Source organism: Rhodococcus sp. WAY2 (genome assembly GCF_009859915.1).
GTDB lineage: Bacteria > Actinomycetota > Actinomycetes > Mycobacteriales > Mycobacteriaceae > Rhodococcus_F > Rhodococcus_F oxybenzonivorans.
In genome coordinates, this window is record NZ_CP046572.1 from 6,234,852 (window position 1) to 6,254,820 (window position 19,969).

At 66.6% G+C, this 19,969-nt stretch carries 19 protein-coding genes; 17 read left to right on the forward strand and 2 right to left on the reverse strand.

The features are described from left to right. Nucleotides 1-155: 155 nt before the first annotated feature. The 11 genes from rimP to truB all read left to right on the forward strand — a co-directional run bounded on the left by rimP (nt 156) and on the right by truB (nt 11,239). The gene (rimP, locus tag GFS60_RS28080) at nt 156-728 is read left to right on the forward strand and encodes a ribosome maturation factor RimP (protein WP_159926251.1); all 573 of its coding nucleotides are present in this window, start codon (nt 156-158) and stop codon (nt 726-728) included. After that, complete coding sequence (nusA, locus tag GFS60_RS28085) at nt 725-1,756, forward strand: transcription termination factor NusA (RefSeq protein WP_159926253.1); 1,032 nt, start codon at nt 725-727, stop codon at nt 1,754-1,756. Before rimP ends, nusA begins: the two co-directional genes overlap by 4 nt. A 44-nt stretch (nt 1,757-1,800) precedes the next feature. Continuing rightward, complete coding sequence (locus GFS60_RS28090; RefSeq protein WP_159926255.1) at nt 1,801-2,154, forward strand: YlxR family protein; 354 nt, start codon at nt 1,801-1,803, stop codon at nt 2,152-2,154. A gap of 105 nt (nt 2,155-2,259) precedes the next feature. Beyond that, complete coding sequence (gene infB / locus GFS60_RS28095; protein WP_159926257.1) at nt 2,260-5,235, forward strand: translation initiation factor IF-2; 2,976 nt, start codon at nt 2,260-2,262, stop codon at nt 5,233-5,235. A 102-nt stretch (nt 5,236-5,337) separates the two neighbouring features. Next, nucleotides 5,338-5,628 (forward strand): DUF503 domain-containing protein, encoded by a 291-nt coding sequence (locus GFS60_RS28100; protein WP_109330827.1) that lies wholly within the window; start codon nt 5,338-5,340, stop codon nt 5,626-5,628. A gap of 116 nt (nt 5,629-5,744) precedes the next feature. Further along, complete coding sequence (rbfA, locus tag GFS60_RS28105; protein ID WP_109330825.1) at nt 5,745-6,233, forward strand: 30S ribosome-binding factor RbfA; 489 nt, start codon at nt 5,745-5,747, stop codon at nt 6,231-6,233. Nucleotides 6,234-6,243: 10 nt separating this feature from the next. Then, a complete protein-coding gene (locus tag GFS60_RS28110; protein WP_159926259.1) occupies nt 6,244-7,245 on the forward strand; it encodes a DHH family phosphoesterase in 1,002 nt (333 codons plus the stop codon). Between the two features lie 12 nt (nt 7,246-7,257). Further along, nucleotides 7,258-8,640: an MATE family efflux transporter gene (locus GFS60_RS28115; RefSeq protein ID WP_374432501.1), complete on the forward strand. Its 1,383-nt coding sequence runs from the start codon at nt 7,258-7,260 to the stop codon at nt 8,638-8,640. A 69-nt stretch (nt 8,641-8,709) separates the two neighbouring features. Next, entirely contained in the window at nt 8,710-9,639 is a 930-nt protein-coding gene (locus GFS60_RS28120) for a metallophosphoesterase family protein (RefSeq protein WP_159926261.1), read from the forward strand. Continuing rightward, on the forward strand, nt 9,636-10,289 hold the full coding sequence (gene npt, locus GFS60_RS28125) for a 4'-phosphopantetheinyl transferase Npt (protein ID WP_159926263.1): 654 nt from the start codon (nt 9,636-9,638) through the stop codon (nt 10,287-10,289). The genes GFS60_RS28120 and npt overlap by 4 nt, the downstream gene beginning before the upstream one ends. A 35-nt stretch (nt 10,290-10,324) precedes the next feature. Further along, nucleotides 10,325-11,239 carry a tRNA pseudouridine(55) synthase TruB gene (gene truB, locus GFS60_RS28130; protein WP_159926265.1) on the forward strand — a complete coding sequence of 305 codons (915 nt, stop codon included), beginning with the start codon at nt 10,325-10,327 and terminating at the stop codon, nt 11,237-11,239. 1 nt (nt 11,240) lies between these two features. Here the strand turns inward: truB and GFS60_RS28135 are convergent, their stop codons facing one another. Beyond that, the gene (locus GFS60_RS28135) at nt 11,241-11,954 is read right to left on the reverse strand and encodes a metal-dependent transcriptional regulator (protein ID WP_109330819.1); all 714 of its coding nucleotides are present in this window, start codon (nt 11,952-11,954) and stop codon (nt 11,241-11,243) included. Between the two features lie 164 nt (nt 11,955-12,118). On the opposite strand from GFS60_RS28135, the gene GFS60_RS28140 reads away from it, so the two are divergent. The 3 genes from GFS60_RS28140 to GFS60_RS28150 all read left to right on the forward strand — a co-directional run bounded on the left by GFS60_RS28140 (nt 12,119) and on the right by GFS60_RS28150 (nt 16,061). Then, a complete protein-coding gene (locus GFS60_RS28140) occupies nt 12,119-13,093 on the forward strand; it encodes a bifunctional riboflavin kinase/FAD synthetase (protein ID WP_201453467.1) in 975 nt (324 codons plus the stop codon). A gap of 111 nt (nt 13,094-13,204) precedes the next feature. Beyond that, entirely contained in the window at nt 13,205-13,474 is a 270-nt protein-coding gene (gene rpsO, locus GFS60_RS28145; protein WP_109330815.1) for a 30S ribosomal protein S15, read from the forward strand. A gap of 313 nt (nt 13,475-13,787) precedes the next feature. After that, a complete protein-coding gene (locus GFS60_RS28150) occupies nt 13,788-16,061 on the forward strand; it encodes a polyribonucleotide nucleotidyltransferase (RefSeq protein ID WP_109330812.1) in 2,274 nt (757 codons plus the stop codon). 72 nt (nt 16,062-16,133) lie between these two features. Here GFS60_RS28150 and GFS60_RS28155 read toward each other — a convergent pair whose 3' ends face one another. Continuing rightward, complete coding sequence (locus GFS60_RS28155) at nt 16,134-16,547, reverse strand: SRPBCC family protein (RefSeq protein ID WP_236603305.1); 414 nt, start codon at nt 16,545-16,547, stop codon at nt 16,134-16,136. Between the two features lie 135 nt (nt 16,548-16,682). On the opposite strand from GFS60_RS28155, the gene GFS60_RS28160 reads away from it, so the two are divergent. From GFS60_RS28160 to GFS60_RS28170, 3 genes are all read left to right on the forward strand, one after another. Beyond that, nucleotides 16,683-17,378, forward strand: a complete 696-nt coding sequence (locus GFS60_RS28160; protein ID WP_159926269.1) for a HemK2/MTQ2 family protein methyltransferase — start codon at nt 16,683-16,685, stop codon at nt 17,376-17,378. Between the two features lie 92 nt (nt 17,379-17,470). Next, a complete protein-coding gene (locus GFS60_RS28165) occupies nt 17,471-18,817 on the forward strand; it encodes a M16 family metallopeptidase (RefSeq protein WP_159926271.1) in 1,347 nt (448 codons plus the stop codon). A 32-nt stretch (nt 18,818-18,849) separates the two neighbouring features. Further along, nucleotides 18,850-19,956, forward strand: coding sequence for an alcohol dehydrogenase catalytic domain-containing protein (locus GFS60_RS28170; RefSeq protein WP_159926273.1), 1,107 nt, complete (start codon nt 18,850-18,852; stop codon nt 19,954-19,956). Nucleotides 19,957-19,969 lie beyond the last annotated feature (13 nt).

Genomic DNA, 19,969 nt, shown 5'->3' on the forward strand with positions numbered 1-19,969 from the left:
GGTCACGGAAGCCTCCGATCGGCGTTACTCTTAGATGCCCGAACCCGTCGGAACGGGTAGCGGTGCCGCGTGCGCCCAGCACGTGACGCTGCAGCCCCGGACTTCCGACGAACGACCCGCCCGACGAACGACAACTGAAACGAGGAGCTTTCCCGATGCCGGTTCCATCCAAGGAGAGGGTGACGGAGCTCATCTCCGACCTGGTGCACAGCCAGGGTTACGACTTGGAGGACGTTGCCGTCAACCTTGCGGGCAAGCACAGCGCGGTCCGGATCATGGTGGACAGCGACGCCGGGCTCGAGCTCGATGCCGTGGCGCGCCTGAGTCACACGATCTCGGAGGTCTTCGACTCGGTTCCCGACTTCGGGGAGACTCCGTACACGCTCGAGGTCACTTCTCCCGGTATCGACCGGCCGCTCACACATGAGCGGCACTGGCGCCGGGCACGCGGCCGGAAGGTGCGCATCGACCTTCCGAACGAGACCGTCGTGGGCCGTATCGGTCGGTGGGACGACGACGCAGTCGAGGTGGTGATCGGGTCGCGCTCCGGGCCGGAGGTTCGCCGAGTGTCCGTGTCGGACATCGAGAAAGCCATTGTGCAGGTGGAGTTTTCGAAGCCTGACCCGCGAGAGTTGGAGCTCGCAGGTGGAATACCCGAGGGTCGGGTGTCGCCGTCCGACTCCGATATATCGGAAGAGGAAGAAGTAGTAGAGGAGTTGGACAAGTGAATATCGACATTGCGGCGTTGCGCGCCATCGAGGCTGACAAAGGCATTTCGATCGAAACCGTCATCTCGACGATCCAGACGGCGCTGCTGACGGCCTATCGGCACACCGAGGGCCACAAGAATCATGCGCGGATCGACGTCGATACGAAAAGCGGCATCGTGCGCGTGATGGCGCACGACGTCGACGCGGACGGCAACATGGTCGGCGAGGAGTGGGACGACACCCCGGAGGGCTTCGGCCGCATCGCGGCGACTACCGCGCGCCAGGTCATCCTTCAGCGCCTGCGCGACGCCGAGCACGAGCGGAGCTTCGGTGAGTACTCCACCCACGAGGGTGAGATCGTCGGCGGTGTCATCCAGCGCGACACGCGGGCGAATTCCCGAGGCATGGTCGTCGTGCGGATCGGCAGCGAGGCCAACGGTGCCGAGGGGCTGATACCGCCCGCCGAGCAGGTTCCCGGCGAGAACTACGAGCACGGCGAGCGTCTCAAGTGCTACGTCGTGGGGGTGTCGCGGGGGCAGCGCGGACCACAGATCACCCTGTCCCGGACACACCCGAATCTCGTCCGGAAGTTGTTCGCGCTCGAGGTTCCGGAGATTGCGGACGGGTCGGTAGAGATCATCGCCGTGGCGCGGGAAGCGGGCCACCGGTCGAAGATCGCCGTCGCGTCGCGCGTCTCCGGACTCAACGCGAAGGGAGCGTGTATCGGCCCGATGGGCCAGCGCGTGCGGAACGTGATGAGTGAACTCGCCGGCGAGAAGATCGACATCATCGACTTCGACGAAGATCCCGCCCGGTTCGTCGGCAACGCGTTGTCGCCGTCGAAAGTGGTCTCCGTCACAGTGGTGGATCCGGATGCGCGCGCGGCGCGAGTCGTCGTCCCCGACTTCCAGCTGTCCCTCGCGATCGGCAAGGAAGGGCAGAATGCCCGTCTTGCTGCGCGCCTGACCGGTTGGCGGATCGACATCCGCAGCGATGCGGCGCCCACCCCGGAGTCGGCCGACGGACCCGCCGCGACCACTCGTTGAGCGTGGAATGCGGAGATCGGGGCGAGTCGGCGGTAGAGTGGTCAATGGTTCAGCATGAGCTCCCGGATTTCACGCGCGTCAGTGCCGGTTCGCCGGTACGGACGTGCATTGGATGTCGAGAGCGCGCGCTGGCTCTCGATCTGCTCAGGGTCGTGGTAAGTGAGAGTGGGCCGCAAGGCCATATACTCGTTCCCGACCCACGACGTAGGCTTCCCGGACGAGGTGCGTGGCTGCACCCCGATCAGGCTTGCCTGAGTCTCGCAGAGCGACGCCGAGCCTTCGGCAGAGCGCTGCGAGTCACCGGAAGTGTGGATACGTCAGAGATCGAACATTGGGTACGAGCAGAACGCACACGCAGAGCAGTACCTCTCGAACAGAACAGGCACAAGCACTCATGAGCACACCGTGAAGCACCAGCGATGATCGTCCATCGGAGATAACCCGAGGTCGTGCGGGCCCCTCTCAGGGGAGCCTCCTGCTCGACCTCATCAGTGAGGAGAGCAGTGGCAGGCAAGGCCCGCGTGCACGAGTTGGCTAAAGAACTCGGTGTCACAAGTAAAGAACTACTCGCAACGCTCAAGGAGCAGGGCGAGTTCGTGAAGTCGGCGTCCTCCACAGTGGAGGCGCCCGTTGCCCGACGTCTGCGGGAGTCGTTCCCGAAGTCTTCGTCGCCCGATTCAGCGGCACGCCCGGCGGCAAAACCCGGCGCGCCGGCGCCGAGCGCACCGTCGACGACGTCGGCCAAGCCGGGCGGACCCCGTCCCGGCCCCAAGCCGGCAGCCCCGGCTCCGGCAGCACCCGCGCCGGCTGCATCAGCTCCCGCAGCCACGCCCGCGGCGCAGGCTCCGGCCGCGCCCGCAGCAGCGGCTCCGGCAGCTCCTACCAGCAGTGCACCTACAAGCAGTGCACCGAACAGCAATGCGCCGAAGCCGGGTCGCCCGGCTCCGGCCGCGCCGGCACCCGCTGCGCCGTCGGCTCCGGCCGCCAGTGCGTCCGCGGCTCCGTCCACCGGCGCAAAGCCGGGTGGGCCGCGACCGGGCCCCAAGCCTCCGCGTGTCGGTAACAACCCGTACTCGTCGGCTCCGGCCGAGCGTCCGGCGCCGCGTCCGGCTCCCGGCGCACCGCGTCCCGGTGCTCCTCGACCCGCTCCGGGCCAGGGCGGTCCTCGTCCGGCTCCGGGTCAGGGTGGACCTCGTCCGGCTCCGGGTCAGGGTGGACCTCGTCCGGCTCCGGGCCAGGGCGGTCCTCGTCCGGCTCCGGGCCAGGGCGGTCCTCGTCCGGCTCCCGGTCAGGGTGGACCTCGTCCGAGTCCCGGTTCGATGCCTCCTCGTCCGAACCCCGGCGCGATGCCGGCACGCTCGGCTCGTCCCGCACCCGGTGGTGGCCGTCCCGGCCGTCCCGGCGGCGCTCCCGGTGGGCGTCCCGGCGGTGCAGGCGGCGGCGGTGGCTACCGCGGTGGCGGTGCCCCCGGTGCCGGTGCCGGTGCTCCCGGTGGCGGCGCACCCGCAGGTGGTTTCCGCGGCCGTCCCGGTGGCGGTGGACGCCCCGGTCAGCGCGGTGCAGCAGCGGGCGCGTTCGGTCGCCCCGGTGGCGCCCCGCGTCGTGGTCGCAAGTCCAAGCGTCAGAAGCGCCAGGAATACGACTCCATGCAGGCGCCCGCCGTCGGTGGCGTGCGGTTGCCGCGTGGCAACGGCGAGACCATTCGCCTCGCTCGCGGTGCTTCGCTTTCGGACTTCGCGGAGAAGATCGACGCGAACCCGGCTGCCCTCGTGCAGGCACTGTTCAACCTCGGTGAGATGGTGACGGCTACCCAGTCCGTCAACGACGAGACCCTCGAGCTGCTCGGCGGCGAGATGAACTACGTCGTCCAGGTCGTCAGCCCGGAGGACGAGGACCGTGAGCTGCTCGACAGCTTCGACCTCACCTACGGTGAAGACGAAGGCGGCGAAGAGGACCTCATGTCCCGTCCGCCGGTGGTCACCGTCATGGGCCACGTCGACCACGGTAAGACCCGCCTGCTCGACACGATCCGTAAGGCCAATGTCCGTGAGGGCGAGGCCGGCGGTATCACGCAGCACATCGGTGCCTACCAGGTGCTCACCGAGCTCGACGGCAACGAGCGTCTCGTGACGTTCATCGACACCCCCGGTCACGAGGCCTTCACGGCCATGCGTGCTCGTGGTGCCAAGGCCACCGACCTCGCGATCCTGGTCGTCGCCGCCGACGACGGCGTCATGCCGCAGACGGTGGAAGCGATCAACCACGCCCAGGCGGCCGACGTGCCGATCGTGGTCGCGGTGAACAAGATCGACAAGGAAGGCGCGAACCCGGACAAGATCCGGCAGCAGCTCACCGAGTACGGGCTGGTGGCCGAGGAATACGGCGGAGACACCATGTTCGTCGACATCTCGGCGAAGCAGGGCACCAACATCGATGCACTGCTCGACGCCGTGCTGTTGACGGCGGACGCTGCCCTCGACCTGCGGGCCAACCCGGATATGGACGCACAGGGTGTCGCCATCGAGGCGCACCTCGACCGTGGACGCGGACCCGTCGCGACCGTGCTCATCCAGCGTGGAACGTTGCGGGTCGGTGACTCGATCGTCGCCGGCGACGCCTACGGCCGTGTGCGCCGGATGGTCGACGAGCACGGCGAGGACGTACTCGAGGCAATGCCCTCACGTCCCGTGCAGGTGGTCGGTTTCACGTCGGTCCCCGGTGCAGGTGACAACCTGCTCGTGGTCGACGAGGATCGCATCGCCCGTCAGATCGCCGACCGGCGCAATGCGCGTAAGCGCAACGCTCTGGCCGCGAAGAGCCGCAAGCGGATCAGCCTCGAGGACCTCGATTCGGCCCTCAAGGAGACGTCGCAGCTCAACCTCATCCTCAAGGGTGACAACTCCGGAACCGTGGAGGCCCTCGAGGAGGCGCTGCACGGCATCCAGATCGACGACGAGGTGCAGTTGCGCGTCATCGACCGTGGTGTCGGTGGCGTCACCGAGACGAACGTCAACCTGGCCGCTGCGTCGAATGCGATCATCATCGGGTTCAACGTCCGCGCCGAGGGCAAGGCGACCGAGTTGGCGAACCGCGAGGGCGTCGACATCCGGTACTACTCGGTGATCTACCAGGCAATCGACGAGGTCGAGAAGGCCCTCAAGGGCATGCTCAAGCCGATCTACGAAGAGGTCGAGCTGGGCAAGGCGGAGATCCGTGCGATGTTCCGCTCGTCCAAGGTCGGCAACATTGCCGGTTGCCTCGTCACCTCGGGTAGCATCCGTCGCAATGCAAAGGCCCGGCTGCTGCGTGACAACACGGTTGTCGCCGAGACCGTCACCATCTCTTCGCTGAAGCGGGAGAAGGACGACGTCGTCGAGGTACGCGAGGGTTACGAGTGCGGTTTGACGGTCACCTACACCGACATCAAGGTCGGTGACGTCATCGAGGCCTACGAGCTTCGGGAAAAGCCGCGTGACTGATCTCCCTTTTCGAGTGGGGTGACGTAGCAGCGTTATCCGGCGTGCGCTTCTCCGGCCGACTGGTTCGGCCGGAGAAGCGCACGTCTCCCCGAAGGAGGAAAGTTGTACGTCGGTGCGCTCGAGCTCGACATCTTGCTCGGTGACGTGCGATCTCTGAAAGAGAAGCGTGCAATGGTCAAACCGGTTCTCGCGGAGCTGCGTCGCTACGGTGTGTCCGCCGCGGAAACCGGCGAACAAGATCGGTACCGCCGGTCGATGCTGGGCGTCACCATGGCGAGCTCGGCCGTCGATCACGTACACGAAGTGCTCGACACCTGCGAGCGGCATGTTGCAGATCTGCCCGAGCTGCAACTACTCGCCGTGCGGCGGAGAATTTTCGGGCCCGAGGACTGACTCGGTATGCCCTGCCCGGCGGGTCGTCACGACGCCCCGGCGTGCAGAATGAGAAAGACAGAGCAAAAGTAGGACCACAAACTTATCGAGCGGCCAGGGAGAGGAGTCTGATTGTCATGGTGGATCCCGCCCGGGCACGCAAGCTCGCCAAGCGCATCGGCACCATTGTTGCGACGGCAATCGATCACGAAATCAAGGACCCCCGCCTGGCGTTCGTGACCATCACCGACACCAAGGTGACGGCCGACCTCCACGACGCGACCGTGTACTACACCGTGATGGGCGCCGACCTCGAGTCGGAACCTGATCTCGCTGCTGCGGCCGCAGGCCTGGAGAAGGCCAAGGGTGTTCTGCGCTCCAAGGTCGGTGCCGGCACCGGCGTGAGATTCACGCCGACGCTCACGTTCGTCGCGGACACCGTGCCGGACACTGCCCGTCATATGGAAGAACTCCTCGCCCGCGCTCGTGCCGCGGACGACGAGGTCGCCCGTGTCGCTGCCGCGGCGTCCCCGGCCGGAGACCCGGACCCGTACAAGGAGCCACGAACCGAGGATTCGGACGACGTGGATGTCGACGAGCCGTCCGGTTCCCGCCAGGCGGACTGACGCCGACGACATGACCCACACTCAGGAGACGTCCCTGTCTGATCTCGATCGCCAAGAGGTGTATCTGCCGCAGGCGGTCGCCGTACTCGAGAACGCGACGTCGGTGACGGTTCTGTGTCACGTTCAGCCCGATGCCGACACCATCGGCAGCGGCCTTGCGCTCGGTTTGGTTCTCGAGCGTAAAGGTATCCCGGTGCAGGTGGCGTTCGCTGCTCCGGACGAACTGCCCGAGTCGATGCGCGAACTGCCCGGCACCCACCTGCTGGTGCCGGCGGACCAGGTGCATCGAAACGTCGATCTGCTGGTCACCGTCGACTGCGGCAGTGCAGGGCGGCTCGGCACGCTCGCGGGCCGCCTCCATGATGCGGCGGAGACGCTCGTCATCGACCACCATCGGTCCAACACCCGGTTCGGGCGGATGAACCTGGTGGACGAGTCGGCGGAATCGACCACTGCGGTCCTGGCTCAGATGTTCGACTTGTGGGGCGTGGAGATCGACGCCGACCTCGCGCACTGCCTCTACGCCGGCCTCGTGACCGACACCGGTTCGTTCCGCTGGGTCCAGCCCGGGACCCACACCCTCGCCGAGCGGCTACTCGCGACCGGTATAGACGGTGCCCGGATCGCCCGGCGACTGCTCGACACCCATCCCTTCGGCTGGCTGCCGATGCTGTCCACGGTGCTGGGATCAGCCACATTCGTTCCCGGCGCCGCAGGCGGCCGTGGTCTGGTCTATGCCGTCATCCGACAGGCCGATGTTCGGGGTCTGCGCTCCGAAGAAATCGAAAGCGTCATCGATATCGTCCGCACGACATCGGAGGCCGAGGTCGCCGCGGTCCTGAAAGAGGCCGCAGACGACACCTGGTCGGTCTCGCTGCGCTCCAAGTCCGACGTGGACGTCTCGCTCGTCGCCGGATACCTCGGCGGCGGCGGACACCGGTTCGCGGCCGGGTACACCGCAGTCACCTCCGTCGACGAGATCGTGGCGTCACTCGTCGAGTCGCTCGGCTGAGGTTCGGGTCAGTTGGCGGAAGTCTCGGAGAGCACGGGCGATGTAACGGCTGGGACGAAGGTTTCGGGCGATGTAGCTGCGCGCACGGTGTTCGGTCTTGCGCTCCCGGCGCTGGGGGTGCTTGCCGCGGAACCGATCTATCTGCTGTTCGACATCGCTGTCGTCGGAAGGCTCGGTGCGCTGGCACTTGCGGGTCTTGCGGTCGGCGGACTGATCCTGGCGCAGGTCAGCACCCAGCTGACATTTCTGTCTTACGGGACCACGGCCCGGGCTTCGCGGATGCACGGTGCCGGGGACGAGCGTGGTGCCGTCCGCGAGGGGGTGCAGGCGACGTGGCTTGCGCTCATCATCGGCGTGACGGTGGTCGCGCTCGTTCATCTGCTGGCCGGTCCCGTGACTTCGGCGATCGCCGGCGGCTCCGACATCGCGCACGCGGCGGCGAGTTGGTTGCGCATCGCCGTGTTCGGCGCCCCGTTGATCCTGATCGCGATGGCCGGCAATGGCTGGATGCGCGGCATGCAGAACACCGTGCGGCCCTTACGGTTCGTGATCGCGGGCCTCGTCGTGTCGGCGATCGCGTGTCCGCTGCTCGTACACGGACTGTGGGGCGCCCCGCTCCTCGGACTCGAGGGGTCGGCCGTGGCGAATGTGATCGGCCAGGCCGTGTCGGCCAGTCTCTTCGTCGGTGCGCTGGTATTCGAACGAGTGCCGCTGCGTCCGCAGTGGGGCGTGATGCGGGCTCAGATGATCCTCGGCCGGGACCTGATCCTCCGGAGTCTGGCGTTCCAGGCGTGTTTCCTCTCGGCAGCCGCAGTCGCATCCCGGTTCGGGGCCGCAGCTGTCGCCGCACATCAGGTGGTCCTGCAGTTGTGGAATCTGGTCGCACTTACCCTGGATTCCCTCGCGATCGCCGCACAGGCCTTGGTGGGTGCCGCACTGGGCGCGGGGCACGCCCGCGGGGCCACCCGCCTGTCGTGGCGTATCACGCGGTGGTCCACGCTCTTCGCGTCGGCGTTGGCGCTCATGTTCGCGCTCGGTCACAGTGTCGTACCCGGCCTGTTCACCTCCGATACTGCGGTGCTGGACGACATGGCGGTGGTGTGGTGGTTCTTCGTTGCCATCATTCCCGTGGCCGGAGTGGTCTTCGCTCTCGACGGTGTGCTTCTCGGGGCGGGAGATGTCGTGTTTCTCCGGAATGCCACCCTGGCCTGCGCGTTGGTCGGCTTCCTGCCCTTGATCTGGCTGTCGATGCTCCGCGACTGGGGTCTGGCGGGAATCTGGACGGGGTTGACCGTGTTCATAGTGCTTCGGATGCTCGCGGTCGTCTGGCGCGTCGGCACCGGCCGCTGGGCGGTGACCGGTGCAGACCTTCAAACCAGGCACCCCGAGGCCTGACGCGGAGTGAAACGCGAACCGGTGCAACGAGCGATCGACAAGGAAACGCGATCGGGAAGGGGAGTGGACGTGGCAGCCAAGTTGATGGCCGTGAGCGACACCCATGTCGGACACCGGGGAAATCGCCCGATCACCGAGGAGATCTACCCGGATTCTCCGGACGACTGGCTGATCGTCGCGGGTGACGTCTCCGAGAAGACCGACGACATTCGCTGGGCCCTGAAGCTGCTTCGGAGCAGGTTCGCCAAGGTCATCTGGGTGCCCGGCAATCACGAGCTGTGGACGACGGCCAAGGATCCGGTCCAGATGCACGGCGTCGCGCGCTACGACTACCTGGTCACGATGTGCCGCGAGATCGACGTCATCACTCCCGAGGATCCGTTCCCGGTGTGGGAGGCAGAGGACGGCCCGGTCACGCTGGTTCCAATGTTCCTTCTCTACGACTACACGTTTCTGCCCGCCGGAGCCACCTCCAAGGAGGAGGGCCTCGCAATCGCGCGGGAGAAGAACGTGGTGGCGACGGACGAGTTCCTGCTGTCGAGCGAGCCGTACGGCACCCGGGATGCGTGGTGCCGTCACCGCGTGGAGACGACGAAGGAGCGCCTCGATGCGCTGCCCGCCGGCACCCGGACGGTGTTGATCAACCACTTTCCCCTCGTGCGTGAGCCGACCCAGGTGCTGTGGTACCCGGAGTTCTCGTTGTGGTGCGGCACCGAGATGACGGCGGACTGGCATACCCGGTACAACGCTGTCTGTACGGTGTACGGGCACTTGCACATTCCGCGTACCACCTACTACGACGGCGTGCGGTTCGAAGAGGTCTCTCTCGGATATCCGAGGGAGTGGCAGCGGCGTGGCCTTCCGGAGAAACTGCTCCGCCAGATCATGCCGGTGCCGGAGTATCCGCCGGGGACGCTCAACAAGTGGGGCGGTCACTTCAAGGTGACTCCCGAGCAGGAGGCGGAAGTGGAGAAGATGCGGGCGAGGGGGACTTTGTGATCGAGAGGATCCTGCCCTCCGGTGTGGCGTCTGCCGAGCTCTTCGAAGACCCGCCGGGTTTGCGTCCGCATCCGCAGGAGGAGGCGCTGATCGGGCGGGCGGTGGAGAAACGTCGCCGCGAATTCACCAGCGCCCGGCACTGCGCGCGACTGGCCATGGCGAAGCTGGGTGTGGACCCTGCCCCGATTCTCCGGGGAGAGAAAGGCTCGCCGGTGTGGCCTCGCGGCGTCGTCGGAAGTCTGACGCACTGTGACGGCTACCGCGGCGCCGTGCTCGGGTATGCGATGCAGGTGCGGTCCGTCGGAATCGACGCCGAGCCGCACGAGGCTCTGCCCGAGGGTGTGCTCGACGCGGTGAGCCTCGAAGTGGAACGGAAGTGGCTGTCGGGGACTGACGACTCGGTGCACTGGGACCGGCTGCTGTTCTGTGCCAAGGAGGCGACGTACAAGGCATGGTTCCCCCTCACCGGGAGATGGCTGGGTTTCGAGGACGCACACATCACCTTCAAGGCCGCGGACGGCGGCACGGGCACCTTTCATTCAAATCTGCTCATCTCGGGGGAGACCCTCGACGGGCCGCCGCTGGCGTCGTTCGACGGACGCTGGATGGTGTCGGACGGCCTCATCATCACAACAATTGCGGTGCAGTGAGAGTGCCGATTGCCCGGCTGGCAGAATCGGAACACGTGCCTGCGCGTGAAAAGCCTTCGTCCGGTCTCGTCGGTGCCGGTCTGCTCATCGTCGACAAAGACGCCGGGGTCACCAGCCACGATGTCGTGGCGCGGTGCCGCAAACTCCTCGGTACCCGGAAGGTCGGGCATGCGGGCACTTTGGATCCCATGGCGACGGGCGTCCTCGTCCTCGGCGTGGAGCGTGCGACGAAGATGCTCGGGCTTCTGGCGTTGACCACGAAGGCGTACACCGCGACTATTCGGTTGGGGCAGTCGACCGCCACCGACGACGCCGAGGGCGAGACTCTGGCGTCGGCCGATGCCTCTGCTGTGCGAGACGAGGAGATCGCCGCACACGTGGCGCTCCTCACGGGCGAGATTTCGCAAGTTCCTGCGAGCGTCAGTGCCATCAAGGTCGACGGGCAACGCGCCCATGCCCGGATTCGTGCGGGCGAGGAAGTGGAACTGGCGGCGCGCTCGGTGACGGTGTCCCGCTTCGACGTGGTCGCGCGACGCGACGAGGGCACGTTCGTCGATCTGGATGTCGAGGTGGAATGTTCGTCCGGCACCTACATTCGTTCTCTCGCCCGCGATCTCGGCGCCGCGCTCGGGGTGGGCGGTCACCTGACAAGGTTGCGGCGAACGCGAGTCGGGCCCTTCACACTGGACCATGCCCGCACCCTCGAACAGTTGGCCGAGGAGCCGGCGGTCAGCCTCGACATCGACGCGGCAGCGCAGACCGCGTTCCCGCATCGACTCGTCGATGCTGCGGAGGCCGAGTCGATCAGTCAGGGCCGGTGGCTCGAGCCGGTCGGAATCAAGGGTGTGTACGCCGCCATAGACCCGGGCGGCTCCACCATCGCACTGCTGCAGGAACGCGGCAAGCGTGCCAGTTCGGTGATGGTGGTTCGTCCGGCGACGCTGAGATAGCTCACACCAGCCAGATGGCCTGGGCCGCCGGGTTGCCCAGTTCGACGGAGTCCGGACCGGCGTCGAGCCGGACCGACACCGTCCCCGCATAGTCGCGTCGCTCGAGCACCGTCACTTCGACGTCCAGTGCCACGCCGACCGAATCGAAATAGCGCAGCATGGCCGGGTCCGAGTCGGAGATCCGCGCGATCCGGCCGCTTTCGCCGTTCGCGAAGTGACTCAGCTGGCGGGCCGGGGGTGTCGGAACCGAACCGTCGACCGAGGGGATGGGGTCACCGTGGGGATCCCGCTCCGGGTGTCCCAGCTTGGCGTCCATCCGGTTGATCATGAGATCGGACACGGCGTGCTCGAGTATTTCCGCTTCGTCGTGTACCTCGTCCCATCCGTACCCCAGTTCGCGCACCAGATACGTTTCGATGAGCCGGTGGCGACGGACCATTCCGATGGCGGCCACCCTGCCCGCCTCGGTGAGTGCGATGGAACCGTAGCGGGCGTGATCGACCAGCCCCTGATCGGACAGCTTCCTGATGGCCTCCGACACAGTGGACGCCGACACGCCGATCTTCTCGGACAACAACTTGGTGGACACTCGCTCCTGCGACCACTCTCCGGTGGTCCAGATGACCTTGAGGTAGTCCTGCGCCACAGCCGACAAGGAGCCGGTCTCCGATGCCGTGTCCTCGGTTGCGATCTGGTCATTCTTGTTTCCGGCCACGCCCCGAGCTTAGGCAAGTCTTACCGGACAGACACATCGACACACCTCGAAGGGGGACTCGCGGGGGAAGAACGGCGAGGTGACGGCACGTCCGCCTACACGATCCCGGGGGACCGGCCGGTCCGGAGATGAACATCGGCGCGCCGCACCGTAGGCTGCCAGTCGTGCTGAGATGGCGTGGTCTCGACGAGGTTCCTGCCGACTGGGGTCGTTGTGTACTCACGATCGGCGTATTCGATGGCGTGCACCGAGGTCACGCCCAACTGATCAGCCGGGCGGTGTCGGCTGCACGCAAGCGTGGAATACCCAGCGTGCTCATGACTTTCGACCCACATCCCATGGAAGTGGTTCGCCCGGGCAGTCATCCCGCCCAGTTGACGACGCTGGCCCGCCGCGCCGAACTCGCGGAAGACCTCGGGATCGACGTGTTCTGCGTCATGCCGTTCACCGCCGAATTCATGAAGCTGACGCCGGAGCGGTATGCCCACGAAATTCTCGTGGAGCGTCTGCACGTGGCCGAGGTCGTCGTCGGTGAGAACTTCACCTTCGGCAAGAAGGCCGCCGGCAACGTCGACCTGCTCCGTCAGATCGGCGACCGGTTCGGGTTCGCGGTCGACGGCGTCACGCTGCTCGCCGAGCACGCCGTCACCTTCTCCTCCACCTACATCCGTTCGTGCGTGGACGCAGGCGACATGGCCGCCGCGACGGAGGCGCTGGGCAGGCCCCACCGGGTGGAGGGGGTAGTCGTCCACGGGGACGGTCGCGGGCGTCAGCTCGGTTATCCGACGGCCAATGTCGCGCCTCCGATGTACGCGGCCATCCCCGCGGACGGGGTTTACGCGGCCTGGTTCACCGTGCTCGGGCACGGCGTCGATCTGGGTACGGTCACCTCGGGGGAGCGCTACATGGCGGCCGTGTCGGTCGGCACCAACCCCACGTTCTCGGGCCGCACCCGTACGGTGGAGGCCTTCGTTCTCGATCGTGAGGCCGACCTCTACGGCCAGCACGTCGCTGTCGATCTGGTCGAGCGGTTGCGAGGGATGGAAAAATTCGACTCTGTCGACGATTTGATCGTCGCGATGGGGCGCGACGCGGAGCGGTCACGCGAGATCCTGTCCGCCTCGGACGGCGCAACGTAATCGAGCCGCATTTCAGCTGGTAAAGTAGTCCGCTGGCGTGCGCTGCGGTTCGCGGTGGCCGCGTCGAATATCGATCCTTTCACGCGAACGTCATTACCAGGAGTGAAAACAGTGGCATTGACCACCGAACAGAAAAAGCAGGTTCTGGGCGAGTACGGCCTGCACGAGACCGACACCGGTTCGCCGGAGGCGCAGGTGGCCATGCTCACCAAGCGCATCGTCGATCTCACCGAACACCTCAAGACGCACAAGCACGACCACCACTCCCGCCGCGGCCTGTTGCTGCTGGTCGGACGCCGTCGTCGTCTGCTCAAGTATGTCCAGAAGGTCGACATCGAGCGTTACCGCTCGCTGATCGAGCGTCTCGGCCTGCGTCGCTGAGTTTCGTGGCACGGCGATCATTCGATCGCCAATCACTCCGGTAGCCGGCGTGGCCTTGCTTAGACTGGGCCTCGCTGGCTATCGGCGTTCGCTGCCGTAGGGCAGCACTACCGTATGCACCCGAGAATGTGGTGTCGGTCTTCGGTAGTGGTCGTCCGGACACGGTCCGGGGGACTTCGATCGACGGCCGCCTCCGCACAGCGACATCCCGAGATCTCGAGAGGGGGATGTCCCTCAGGTGCGCAGTTCTCGCCAGGAGGGTGAGAACGCCCGCGCGGGTACGGCGAAGACGAGAGGGAAGTGAAAAGAAGAGATGACAGAGAACTCCGCAGTAGAGATCGATGAGGGCGTGTTCGAATCCACCGCCGTGATCGACAACGGGTCCTTCGGCACCCGCACCATTCGATTCGAGACCGGCCGCCTCGCTCAGCAGGCCGCCGGCGCCGTCGTCGCCTACCTCGACGACGAGACCATGTTGCTGTCGGCCACCAGCGCCAGCAAGCACCCCAAAGAGCACTTCGACTTCTTCCCCCTGACGGTGGACGTCGAGGAGCGGATGTACGCGGCCGGTCGCATTCCCGGCTCGTTCTTCCGCCGTGAGGGCCGTCCCTCCACCGACGCCATCCTCACTTGCCGCCTGATCGACCGTCCGCTGCGCCCGTCGTTCGTCGACGGCCTGCGTAACGAGATCCAGGTCGTCGTCACGGTGATGAGCCTCAACCCGCAGGACCTCTACGACGTGGTCGCCATCAACGCGGCGTCGGCGTCCACCCAGATCGCCGGCCTGCCGTTCTCCGGTCCTGTCGGTGGTGTGCGTGTAGCGCTCATCACCTCGGCGGAGAACAAGGCCGGCCAGTGGGTGGCATTCCCGACGGTCGAGCAGCTCGAGAACGCAGTCTTCGACATGGTCGTTGCCGGCCGCATCGTCTCCGGTTCCGGTGACGACGCCGATGTCGCGATCATGATGGTCGAGGCGGAGGCCACCGACAACGTGATCTCCCTGATCGCGGATGGCGCTCAGGCACCGACCGAGGCGATCGTGGCCGAGGGCCTCGAGGCGGCCAAGCCGTTCATCGCGCGGCTGTGCACCGCTCAGCAGCAGCTCGCGGCGAAGGCGTCGAAGCCCACCGGCGAGTTCCCCGTCTTCCCGGCGTACCAGGACGACGTGTTCGCCGCGGTCGAAGAGGCCGCCGCCGAGAAGCTGAGTGCCGCACTCACCATTGCCGGCAAGCAGGAGCGCGACGACAAGACCGACGAGGTCAAGGTCGAGGTGCTCGAGCAGGTTGCACCCAAGTTCGAGGGACGTGAGAAGGAACTCGGCGCAGCGTTCCGTTCGCTGACCAAGAAGCTGGTACGTCAGCGCATCCTGCGCGACCAGTTCCGCATCGACGGTCGTGGAATCACGGACATCCGTTCGCTCTCCGCCGAGGTCGCCCTCGTGCCGCGGGCACACGGTTCCGCGCTGTTCGAGCGTGGCGAAACCCAGATCCTGGGCGTCACCACCCTCGACATGGTGAAGATGGCGCAGCAGGTCGACAGCCTCGGGCCCGAGACCACCAAGCGGTACATGCACCACTACAACTTCCCGCCGTACTCCACCGGAGAGACCGGTCGTGTCGGTTCGCCGAAGCGCCGCGAGATCGGGCACGGCGCGCTGGCCGAGCGGGCACTCATGCCTGTACTGCCGAGCGTCGAGGAGTTCCCCTACGCCATCCGCCAGGTGTCGGAGGCCCTCAGCTCCAACGGTTCCACTTCGATGGGTTCGGTGTGTGCGTCGACGCTCGCGCTGCTCAACGCCGGTGTGCCGCTGAAGGCTCCGGTTGCCGGTATCGCCATGGGTCTGGTGTCCGACCAGGTCGACGGGGAGACCCGCTACGTGGCCCTCACCGACATCCTCGGTGCCGAAGACGCTTTCGGTGACATGGACTTCAAGGTCGCGGGCACCAAGGACTTCGTGACGGCCCTCCAGCTCGACACGAAGCTCGACGGCATCCCGTCGAAGGTCCTCGCCGGCGCGTTGTCGCAGGCCAAGGATGCGCGTGCGACGATCCTCGACGTCATGGCCGAGGCCATCGACACTCCGGACGAAATGAGCCCGTTCGCTCCGCGGGTGACGGCCATCAAGGTGCCCGTCGACAAGATCGGCGAGGTCATCGGCCCCAAGGGCAAGATGATCAACTCGATCACCGAGCAGACCGGCGCCAACATCTCCATCGAAGATGACGGCACCGTGTTCGTCGGTGCGACGGACGGCCCGTCCGCGCAGGCCGCGATCGACATGATCAACGCCATCGCCAACCCGCAGCTGCCGAAGGTCGGCGAGCGCTTCCTGGGCACGGTCGTCAAGACCACCGCCTTCGGTGCGTTCGTGTCGCTCCTCCCCGGCCGCGACGGGCTGGTGCACATCTCGAAGCTGGGCTCCGGCAAGCGCATTGCCAAGGTCGAGGACGTCGTGAGCGTCGGCTCCAAGTTGAGGGTCGAGATCGCCGACATCGACAACCGCGGCAAGATCTCGCTGATCCCGGTCGAGGAGGACGGCGCTGCGCCGGCCACCGAGCAGGACGAAGAGCAGGCAGCCGAGAAGTAGGTCTCTCCCGGCTCCTGCCGAGCGGCCCCGCACGTTACTCGTGCGGGGCCGCTCGCGTATTCGGGACCACTGTCAGGTGGCGGGTGCCGCGCCGGCGACGCGGGCGAGCCGCCGAACGAGAAGGGCGATGACCGGCCCGTAGGTGGCGGCCAGCACCGGCTCCACCGGCCCGGGCGCCGACAGCGTCATCGTGATGCGCGAGCCGGAACCGAGGGGTTCGACGGAGTGCTCCAGGTCCATGGGACCCACCCGCCAGGTCCAGGACCGACCGGGCGTCTTGGCGGAGATGACCACCGGAACCGGAATCAACCACAGCACCCGTGCTGCCCCGCAGCGCCCGCACTGCACCTCCGGAGATCCCAGAGCCCAGGCACCGCGAATGTGCGGAGCCCATTCTGGCCACCGTGACGGCCGTGACAGCAGGGACCAAATCGCGTCGGCCGGCGCGGGAGAATCGGCGGAAAAGGAACGGGGCACCCCCGTCATATACCCGATTCGCGACGCCTTCAGCCGGCTCGGACGGGATCCGACGTGAACACCGGATGAAATGCGGCCCGTCGAGTTGCATGTAACTGTGGGTCGCTCCCACGCTGGTCATCAACGGCGTGGGAGGGAGCCGGCATGTTGTTTCGCCTGCCCGGGGTCTATCGGCCTCAGCGGGACACCTGGTTGCTCGCCGAGGTACTTGCCGGACGAGAGCTCGGGCCGGGCACGCGTGTGCTCGATTTATGCTGTGGCACCGGCGCATTGAGTGTGGCCGCCTGTGAAGGTGGCGCGGGATGGGTCACCGCCGTCGACGTGTCTCGCCGCGCCGTGATCAGCACTTGGCTCAATTCCAAGCTGAACCGCCGGACCGTGCGGGTGGTGCGGGGCGATCTCGTCGACCCGGTGCGGACGCTGCGCTTCGATGTGGTGGTGGCGAATCCGCCGTACTCGCCGGCGTCGGACGACTCTGTCCGCGGTCGCGGGCGCGTTCTCGGGCTGGCCTGGGATGCGGGAATCGACGGGCGCGCCGTCCTCGACCGCCTCTGCGTCGCGGTCCCGGATCTCCTCGCTCCGGGCGGCACTCTTCTCCTCGTCCAGTCTGTCCTGAACGGTGTGGAGAAGTCGCGAACCATGCTCGAGGAGCGGGGTCTGCGGGTCGAGGTCGTGGCCTCGGAACACGTTCCGTTCGGCCCAGCACTCGCCGGCCGCGCGCGGATGCTGGAGGAGCGGGAGATGATTCTCCCTGGGCAGCGAACCGAGCGGATCGTCGTACTGGCCGCCACGGATGTGGGCTCGAGAGCCGGTTCACGCCCGAGTAGCTTCGACGAGTGATCCCGCCGGAGGCGGAAACGGGTCGGTCGGTGTCTCCGTGTAAAGTTTGCCGTTCGACGTCGCCCAGTTTTCGAGGACCGCTGAACCACTACATGGCCAAGATCGATCGCCGCCGCGTCGCGGCCCCCATTGCAGCGTCGACCCTGCGTGAACCGGATCCCGGTGTCGAGCGCACCGTGCTTCCCGGCGGTCTCCGGGTTGTCACCGAATACGTTCCCGGCGTGCGTTCCGCATCCGTTGGTGTCTGGGTCGGTGTGGGATCCCGTGATGAGCAGCCCACGGTCGCGGGCGCCGCGCACTTCCTCGAGCATTTGCTCTTCAAGGCCACTCCGTCACGCAGTGCCCTCGACATCGCCCAGGTGATGGACGGTGTAGGAGGCGAACTCAATGCCTTCACCTCGAAGGAACACACCTGTTTCTACGCGCACGTGCTGGATGAAGATCTGCCCCTGGCAGTCGACCTGGTAAGCGATGTGGTGCTTCGAGGCCGCTGCCGTTCCTCGGATGTCGACGTGGAGCGCCAGGTGGTCCTCGAGGAAATCGCGATGCGTGACGACGACCCCGAAGACTTGCTCGGCGATGCCTTCCTGACGGCCCTGTACGGCGACCACCCCGTCGGCCGTCCCGTGATCGGCAGTGTCGAGTCGATCGAATCGATGACTCGCACCCAGCTGCACTCGTTCCACGTTCGCCGGTACACACCGCCGCGGATGGTGGTGGCGGTGGCCGGGAACGTCGACCACCAGCACACGGTGGAGATGGTGCGCCGGGCGTTCGCCGGTCATCTCGAGGAGGCGGCCGAGCCCGCGCCTCGCCGCGCCGGTGCGTTGCGGCTGCGGACAGCGCCCACGCTGAGCCTCACCAACCGCGACAGCGAACAGGTCCATCTCTCCCTCGGCGTTCGGGCCTTCGGCAGGCACGAGTCGCATCGGTGGGCGCTGTCGGTGCTCAATGCCGCCGTCGGGGGCGGGCTCAGTTCCCGTCTCTTCCAAGAGGTGCGCGAAATCCGCGGGCTCGCGTATTCCGTGTACTCCGGCGTCGATACGTTCGCCGACACCGGTGCGTTCTCGGTCTATGCGGGCTGCCAGCCCGAGAACCTCGGCGAGGTCGCCACGGTCATCCGAGAGGTGCTGTCCACCGTCGCCGCCGACGGCATCACAGACGCTGAATGTGCCCGCGCGAAGGGGTCTCTGCGCGGGGGTCTGGTTCTCGGCCTGGAGGATTCGGGATCGCGGATGCACCGCATCGGCAAGAGCGAACTGAACTACGGCAACCATCGCAGCATCGCCGAAACCTTGGCGAAGATCGATGCCGTCACCACCGACGAGGTTCGCGACGTGGCGAGGGTGCTGTTGCAGCGCCCCTTCGGCGCCGCCGTCGTAGGGCCGTATCGACGCAAACGTGATTTGCCCGCGTCGGTGCGTGGCATCGTCCGGTAACGAGCTACCCCCGACAACAGGAGGCGTGCGAGATGAAGATTCGCGGAGCAGTGCTCGAAGAGATCGGCCGAACACGACCCTTCGCGGAGTCCGCGCCCATCTCTATCGCCGAACTCGAACTGGACGAGCCGGGTCCGGGCGAAATTCTGGTCCGGATCGAGGCTGCGGGACTGTGCCATTCGGACCTGTCCGTCGTCGACGGCAATCGGGTCCGGCCGGTTCCGATGCTGCTCGGTCATGAGGCGGCCGGGCGTGTCGAGCAACTCGGCGCGGGCGTGGACGACCTCAGCGTCGGACAACGGGTCGTCATGACATTCCTGCCGCGCTGTGGCCAGTGCGAGGGCTGCGCCACCGACGGCCAGATGCCGTGCGTGCCGGGTACGAAAGCCAACAACGACGGAACCCTGCTCGACGGGGGCTCGCGTCTGCATCGGGGCGACGAGTCGGTGCACCACCACCTCGGAGTGTCCGGTTTCGCCACGCATGCCGTGGTCAACCGCCATTCTGTCGTTCCTGTCGGTGACGACGTGCCCGCCGATGTGGCCGCGGTACTCGGATGCGCTGTTCTCACCGGAGGCGGAGCCGTTCTCAACGCCGGCAATCCGCGCCCCGGTCAGGCCGTCATGGTGGTCGGCCTCGGTGGGGTCGGAATGGCCGCGATTCTCACCGCCGTCTCGCGGGGTGCCGGCGAGGTCATCGGGGTCGACTCGGTGCCGGAAAAGCTCCAGGCCGCACTCGAACTGGGTGCGACGGCGGTATACACGCCTGCCGAACTGGTGGAGGCCGGCATACGGGCGCCCATCGTGATCGAGGCCGCCGGCAATGCGCGAGCCTTCGAATCGGCCGTGTCCGCCACCGCCCCCGGCGGAAAAACCATCACCGTCGGGCTGCCGTCCCCACAGGCGCGCTCGTCGATCTCGCCGTTGACCCTGGTGGCCGAGGCCCGCACAATCATCGGCAGCTACCTCGGATCGGCTGTTCCCGCGCGGGACATCCCCGTCTACGAGGATCTGTGGCGTTCGGGAAAGCTGCCCGTGGAGAAGCTGATTTCGTCCCGCATCTCACTCGACCAGATCAACCACGGCATGGACGAACTCGCCGAGGGCCGCGCGATCCGCCAGATCATCGTCTTCGATTGATCGCACCCGGCTA